6 protein-coding genes are annotated in these 5,907 nt (G+C 73.8%); 4 read left to right on the forward strand and 2 right to left on the reverse strand.

The features are described from left to right. The first annotated feature begins 35 nt into the window (after nucleotides 1–35). From CCN56_RS08955 to CCN56_RS08965, 3 genes are all read left to right on the forward strand, one after another. Nucleotides 36–869, forward strand: a complete 834-nt coding sequence (locus tag CCN56_RS08955) for a hypothetical protein (protein WP_086825290.1) — start codon at nucleotides 36–38, stop codon at nucleotides 867–869. Nucleotides 870–1,006: 137 nt separating this feature from the next. Continuing rightward, nucleotides 1,007–2,377 (forward strand): FAD-dependent oxidoreductase, encoded by a 1,371-nt coding sequence (locus CCN56_RS08960; protein WP_086825292.1) that lies wholly within the window; start codon nucleotides 1,007–1,009, stop codon nucleotides 2,375–2,377. 65 nt (nucleotides 2,378–2,442) lie between these two features. Next, nucleotides 2,443–3,933 (forward strand): LuxR family transcriptional regulator, encoded by a 1,491-nt coding sequence (locus tag CCN56_RS08965; protein WP_256961876.1) that lies wholly within the window; start codon nucleotides 2,443–2,445, stop codon nucleotides 3,931–3,933. Nucleotides 3,934–3,972: 39 nt separating this feature from the next. Here CCN56_RS08965 and CCN56_RS08970 read toward each other — a convergent pair whose 3' ends face one another. Beyond that, nucleotides 3,973–4,425, reverse strand: a complete 453-nt coding sequence (locus CCN56_RS08970) for a hypothetical protein (protein ID WP_143664472.1) — start codon at nucleotides 4,423–4,425, stop codon at nucleotides 3,973–3,975. 41 nt (nucleotides 4,426–4,466) lie between these two features. Between CCN56_RS08970 and CCN56_RS43025 the strand changes: the two genes are divergently transcribed. Beyond that, nucleotides 4,467–5,318: a hypothetical protein gene (locus tag CCN56_RS43025; protein ID WP_086825296.1), complete on the forward strand. Its 852-nt coding sequence runs from the start codon at nucleotides 4,467–4,469 to the stop codon at nucleotides 5,316–5,318. Between the two features lie 11 nt (nucleotides 5,319–5,329). Here the strand turns inward: CCN56_RS43025 and CCN56_RS08980 are convergent. Further along, nucleotides 5,330–5,907, reverse strand: a 578-nt coding sequence (locus CCN56_RS08980) for a TerB family tellurite resistance protein (RefSeq protein WP_086825299.1), incomplete at its 5' end; no start/stop codon positions are given.

Genomic DNA, 5,907 nt, shown 5'->3' on the forward strand with positions numbered 1-5,907 from the left:
CCCGTGAACCGGCCCCCGCCCCTACCATCCCGTCCATGTCGATCACTCCGTCCATGCCCGTCGTCCAGGGCTCCAAGAAGGCCTCCCTCCAACTCGAGGGCGACGCGCTGCTCCTCAGCCGCCCGCACGAGGAGGCGCGCATCCCGCTGGCGGCGGTCGAGCGGATCCGTACCGAGGGGCGGACGGTCACCGTCGAGCTGACGGCCCCGGCGGGAACCACGCGGTACGTGCACCGGATCACCGGGGTGAGCCAGGCGGCGGCCACGATGTTCGCCGAGACCGTGAACGCCGCCCTGCCCGGGACGCCCGGGCGGGACACGACGGCCGACGGGACCGCCCTCGTCGAGACGCGCGAGCTCCCCCTGAGCCGGCGGTCGAGGAAGCTGCGCCGCGTCATGTGGCTGTCGGCCGGCGCCTTCGGGCTGCTCGTCCTCTCGTGCGCGCTCGTCGCCGCCGCCGGGGAACCGGTCGCCGTGATCGCCCTCGTACCCGGAGGTCTCGTCCTGATCGCGGCCCTCGCCCTCGGCGCGAACGCGCTGGCCAACTGGTACCGCGAGTGGCGGCTGATCCGGCACGGCATCACGACCTTCGCCGCCGAGGTGCCGGACAGGCCGGGGATGTACCTCTACACGGACCCGGCGGGCCTGATCCGCCACGTGTTCACCTGGGCGGGCGGCATCGCGGTCAAGGTCAGCTACGACCCCGTCGACCCGGGGAACGTCGTCCTCCCGAGGGCCGCCCTGTTCCGGCGCGGGGAGCTCGCGCTCGGCCTGTTCTGCACCGTCCTCGCGCTCGCCGGCCTGGCGGGCACGGTCGCATGGGCCGTCATCGGGTTCCTCCACCCCGAGTCGATCGCCGATGCCTTCTAGTTCCACTTATGGAAGTCATAAGTTCGCCTTATGAGCCCATAGACCGGGGGTGGGTACCACCCCGCGCGAAGAGGTATTTAGGGTGGCCTAAGTGTCGGCGGCTTCGCCGCCACGTCGCTTGCGAAGGGAACCCAGTCATGCCCCGCCCCCTCCGGGTCGCGATCGTCGGCGCCGGCCCCGCCGGAATCTACGCCGCCGATGCGCTGCTGAAGTCCGAGGCCGCCGCCGAGCCGGGCGTGTCGATCGACCTCTTCGAGCGGATGCCCGCGCCCTTCGGCCTCATCCGCTACGGCGTCGCCCCCGACCACCCGCGCATCAAGGGCATCATCACCGCCCTCCACCAGGTCCTCGACAAGCCGCAGGTCCGCCTCTTCGGCAACGTGAACTACGGCACCGACGTCCACCTCGACGACCTGCGCTCCTTCTACGACGCGGTGGTCTTCTCCACCGGCGCCATGTTCGACCGCGAGCTGAAGATCCCCGGCGTGGAGCTGGACGGCTCGTACGGCGCCGCCGACTTCGCGTCCTGGTACGACGGCCACCCGGACGTGCCGCGGACCTGGCCCCTGAAGGCCGAGAAGGTCGCCGTCCTCGGCGTCGGCAACGTCGCCCTCGACATCGCGCGCATCCTCGCCAAGACGGCGGACGAGCTGCTCCCGACCGAGATCCCGGCGAACGTCTACGAGGGCCTCAAGGCCAACAAGGCCGTCGAGATCCACGTCTTCGGCCGCCGCGGCCCGGCGCAGGCGAAGTTCAGCCCGATGGAGCTGCGCGAGCTCGACCACTCGCCGAACATCGAGGTCATCGTCAACCCCGAGGACATCGACTACGACGAGGGCTCGATCGCCGAGCGCCGCAAGAACAAGCAGACCGACATGGTCGCCAAGACCCTGGAGAACTGGGCGATCCGCGACGTCGGCGACCGCCCGCACAAGCTCTTCCTGCACTTCTTCGAGTCCCCCGTCGAGATCCTCGGCGAGGACGGCCAGGTCGTCGGCCTGCGCACCGAGCGCACGGAGCTCGACGGCACGGGCAACGTCAAGGGCACCGGCACCACCACGGACTGGGACGTCCAGGCGGTCTACCGCGCGGTCGGCTACCTCTCCGACGAGCTGCCCAAGATCCCCTGGGACGCCGTCTCCGGCACCATCCCGGACGAGGGCGGCCGCGTGATCGAGGAGACCGGCGCGCACCTGGCCTCCACGTACTGCACCGGCTGGATCCGGCGCGGCCCCGTCGGCCTCATCGGCCACACCAAGGGCGACGCCAACGAGACCGTCGCGAACCTCCTGGACGACTTCGCGAACGGGCGCCTGCTCACCCCGGAGACCCCGGAGGAGGACGCGGTCGTGTCCTTCCTGGAGGGCAAGGGCGTCACGTACACGACGTGGGAGGGCTGGTACGCCCTCGACGCCGCCGAGAAGGCGCTCGGCGAGCCGCAGGGCCGCGAGCGCGTGAAGATCGTCGAGCGCGAGGACATGCTGCGCGCCAGCGGCGCGATCGGCTAGCGGCTCGCGGGGCCCTCACCCCTTCCCGGTCCTACGCTGAGAAGGACCCGGAAGAGGTGAGGGCCATGTCCGCACCCACGATCGACCGGATCGCGCGGGCGAGGACCGCGGCGGCGCGGGAGTCCTGGGCCGAGGCGTACGGACTGCTGCACGCCCACGACGCGCACCCCTCCCGCGCGCTGACCGCCGACGACCTGATGATCCTGGCCGACGCGGCCTGGTGGGCGGGCCACGTCGACGAGTCCGTCGCGGCCCGGCTGCGGGCACACGCGGCGTACGTGGCGGGCGGCGACCACCGGGGCGCGGGACTGGCCTCCTGGTGGCTGTCGTACGAGTACGAGGGCCTCGGGCGGCCCGCGGCGGCGGCCGGCTGGCTGCACCGGGCCCATCACCATCTGGACGACGAGCCGCCCTGCCCGGAGCAGTGCTTCCTCGCGTGGACCGACGCGGAGGAGGCCGCGGCCCGCGGCGACGGCGCGGTCGCCCTCGCCGCGGCCCGGCGCATGAACCGGCTCGCCGTCCGCTCCGGCAGCCCGGACCTCCTGGCCCTGAGCCGCCACGCCCAGGCCTCCGTCCTCCTCGCGGACGGCCGGCGCGCCGAGGCCCTCGCGCTCCTCGACGACGCGATGTCCGCGGTCACGGCCGGCGAACTGAGCGGGCTGTTCACGGGCTTGCTGTACCGCCTGGCACCACCCCTGTGCCTCAAGACGGCGGACCTCGCGCGGGCGGTGGAGTGGACGAACGCGGCGATGGAATGGTGCGAGCCGCCGTGGACGGGCACGGGCACCGGCCCGATGACCGTCCCCTCCGGCGAGAACCCCTTCCGCGGGGTGTGCCGGGCGCACCGGGTGGAGGTGCTCGACCTCCTCGGGGCGTGGGAGCTCGCGGAGTCGGAGGCGCGCCTCGCCTGCCGGGAGGTGCCGGTGGACCGCCTGGAGTCGGCGGCCGCCGCGTACTACGCCGCCGGGGACGTCCAGCGGCGCCAGGGCCGCCTGGGGGAGGCCGCCGCCTCGTACGCGCACGCCTACGAACTCGGCAGGATCCCGCAACCGGGGCTCGCGCTGCTGCGGCTCGCGCAGGGCCGGACCGACGCGGCCGTCGCGGGCCTCGACCTGGCGCTCGCCTGCCTGAGCGACCCCGCCCACGACCTCCTCGGCCGGGCCCGGCTGCTCGCCGCCCGCACCGAGGTGGCCCTCGCCGTCCGTGACGTGCCCGGGGCGGCGGGCGCGGCGGCGGAGCTGGAGGTCCTGGCCGGGGACGTACCGCTGCTCCGGGCGACGGCCGACACGGCGCGGGGCGCGGTGGCGCTGGCGGAGGCCCGGCCGGAACCCGGACTGCGGCTGCTTCGCCGGGCGCTCGCCGGCTGGCTGGAGCTGCGGGTGCCGTACGAGGCGGCGCGGGCACGGACGCTGCTCGCGGCGGCCCGCCGGGCGGTGGGCGACGAGGAGGCGGCCCGCCTGGAGCTGGGCACGGCGCGAGCGGTGTTCGAGCGGCTCGGGGCCGTGCCGGACGCCCGGCGGGCGGCGCTGCTGACGGGCGGGCCACGGCGGGCCTGACGGGTACCCGCTCCGCCGACGCGGCGCCGCGGTCGCTTCTCAGGGGCCGAGGGCCAGCGCGCCGATCGAGAGGGCACCTGCCAGGAAGAAGGCGGATGCGATCCGGCCGGCGCCCCTCGCGAAGCCCTCCTGGGACTTGCGCTCCTTGCGGACCGCCGCCCTCGTCCCCTGGTACACGATCTTCGCGTTGCGGGGGTGGTGGACCAGCGGGTAGGTGTCGCCGACCACGTGGACGGGCATGAGCGTCACGCCCGTCCCGTACTCGGCCTTCTCGCCGTTCGGCCCCCGGAACTCGTACCGGACGGCCGCGTAGCCCCTGTTGCCGAAGGGCGCCAGAGCGGCCAGGCGCGCCTCGACCAGCACGCCCGTCTCCTCGAGCTCCCTCATCCGCTTCGCCTCCTTCCGCGAGCCGGCCATCACCATCAGGCTGAAGACACAAGCCGGCACGGACACGACGGCGGAGACCACGAGCACCACGTTCACCATGTTCACAGGGCGGACGGTACGGCAACACAGGTCCTACGATCACCCCCATGCCGAACTCTTCGTCCATACCCGTCCTCCTGGGGGACGGGCACGCCGAACTCCGTTCCGAGGGCGAGGCGTTGCTGCTGCGCCGCCCCCACGAGGAGGTGCGCATCCCGCTGGCGGCGATCGCGCGGGTGCGCGCCGAAGGACGTGACGTCACCGTCGAGTTGACCGCGCCGGTCGGGGTCGAGGCGGCCTCGTACCGCATCGAGGACGTGAGCAGGGCCGCCGCCACCGCCTTCGCCGACGCCGTGAACGGCACGCTGCCCGACCGTACCCCCGGGGAGGAGGCGGTCGACGGCTCCGCCCTCGTCGTCGTCTCGGCCCTCGGCACCCCGGACACGGAGCGGGAGGACGACGAGGAGGAGCCGGACGAGAAGGCCGGAGCCGCCCTCACCCGGGTCCCGCTCGGCTTCGCCGTGCTGCTCGTCGTCCTCTCCGTGAGCGTCGGGGTCGCCGGGAAGGAGTTCGACCGGGCGGTCGCGGTGCTGATGCTCGGCTCCGTCGTCGGCGCGTTCGGCTTCTTCTCCTGGCTGGCGCTCTGGTCGGCCTGGGACGACTGGTACCTGCCCCGCCACGGCATCACCGTGGAGGCGAACCCGGTCCTCATCCAGGGCCGGGGCACCTACGCCTACACGGACACCACCGGCAGGGTCCGTCCCGTCGCCGCCCCCGACAAGGCCAGGGGCGAGACCATCAGGGTCGCCTACCACCCCCGGAAGCCGCAGATGGCGGTCGCCCACAAGGGGATCGGCTCCGCCGTCAAGACGCTGATCGGGGCCGCTTCCCTCCTGGCCGTGACGGCGCTCGCCGGCTGGGGCACGGCCGCCCTCGCGCTGCCCGCCTTCGGCGGATAGACGACAGGGCTTTACGGGACGGTACGGGCCGAGGCGAGGAGGCGGACCGTGTCCTCGGGGGCGAGCGCGAGCGCGTTGCCGACGGTGCCGAGGACCTCGGTCTCGGACGGGCTGTAGGCGCCGTCCGCGAGGGCGATCCGGGCGGCCTGGAGGAGGATCGACTCCCGCCCGGCGGGCGCCAGGTGCGGGGTGAGCGGCTCCAGGGCCTCGTGGAGCTCGATCGCGAGGAGCGCGCCCTCGGGGTTCACCTCGGGCATGAAGCGCCCGGTGTCCGCCTCCAGGGCCTCGACGAGGTCGACGAGCTGGACGGCCGTGCACTCGGCGTAGCCGGCGGACCGGACCGCGGTGACGGCCCGGTCGAGGACCTCGCGGGATTCGGTGCCGCCGGCCGCGAGGACGGCCAGGGCGACGGTGTGCACGGCGTCCCGCAGCATCGCGGAGAAGCGGCTCGTCGTCGGGTGGTCGAGCACCTCCGTACCGAAGTGCGTGTGACAGGCCGCGCACTCGACGACGGGGCCGGTACAGCCCCGGGGCAGGACGGGGACGCCCAGGACGGCGAACCTGCGGCGGCCGGTGCGCCGCCGGTAGT

The sequence above is a fragment of the Streptomyces sp. NRRL B-24572 genome (assembly GCF_002156145.1).
Classification (GTDB): Bacteria; Actinomycetota; Actinomycetes; order Streptomycetales; family Streptomycetaceae; genus Streptomyces; species Streptomyces vietnamensis.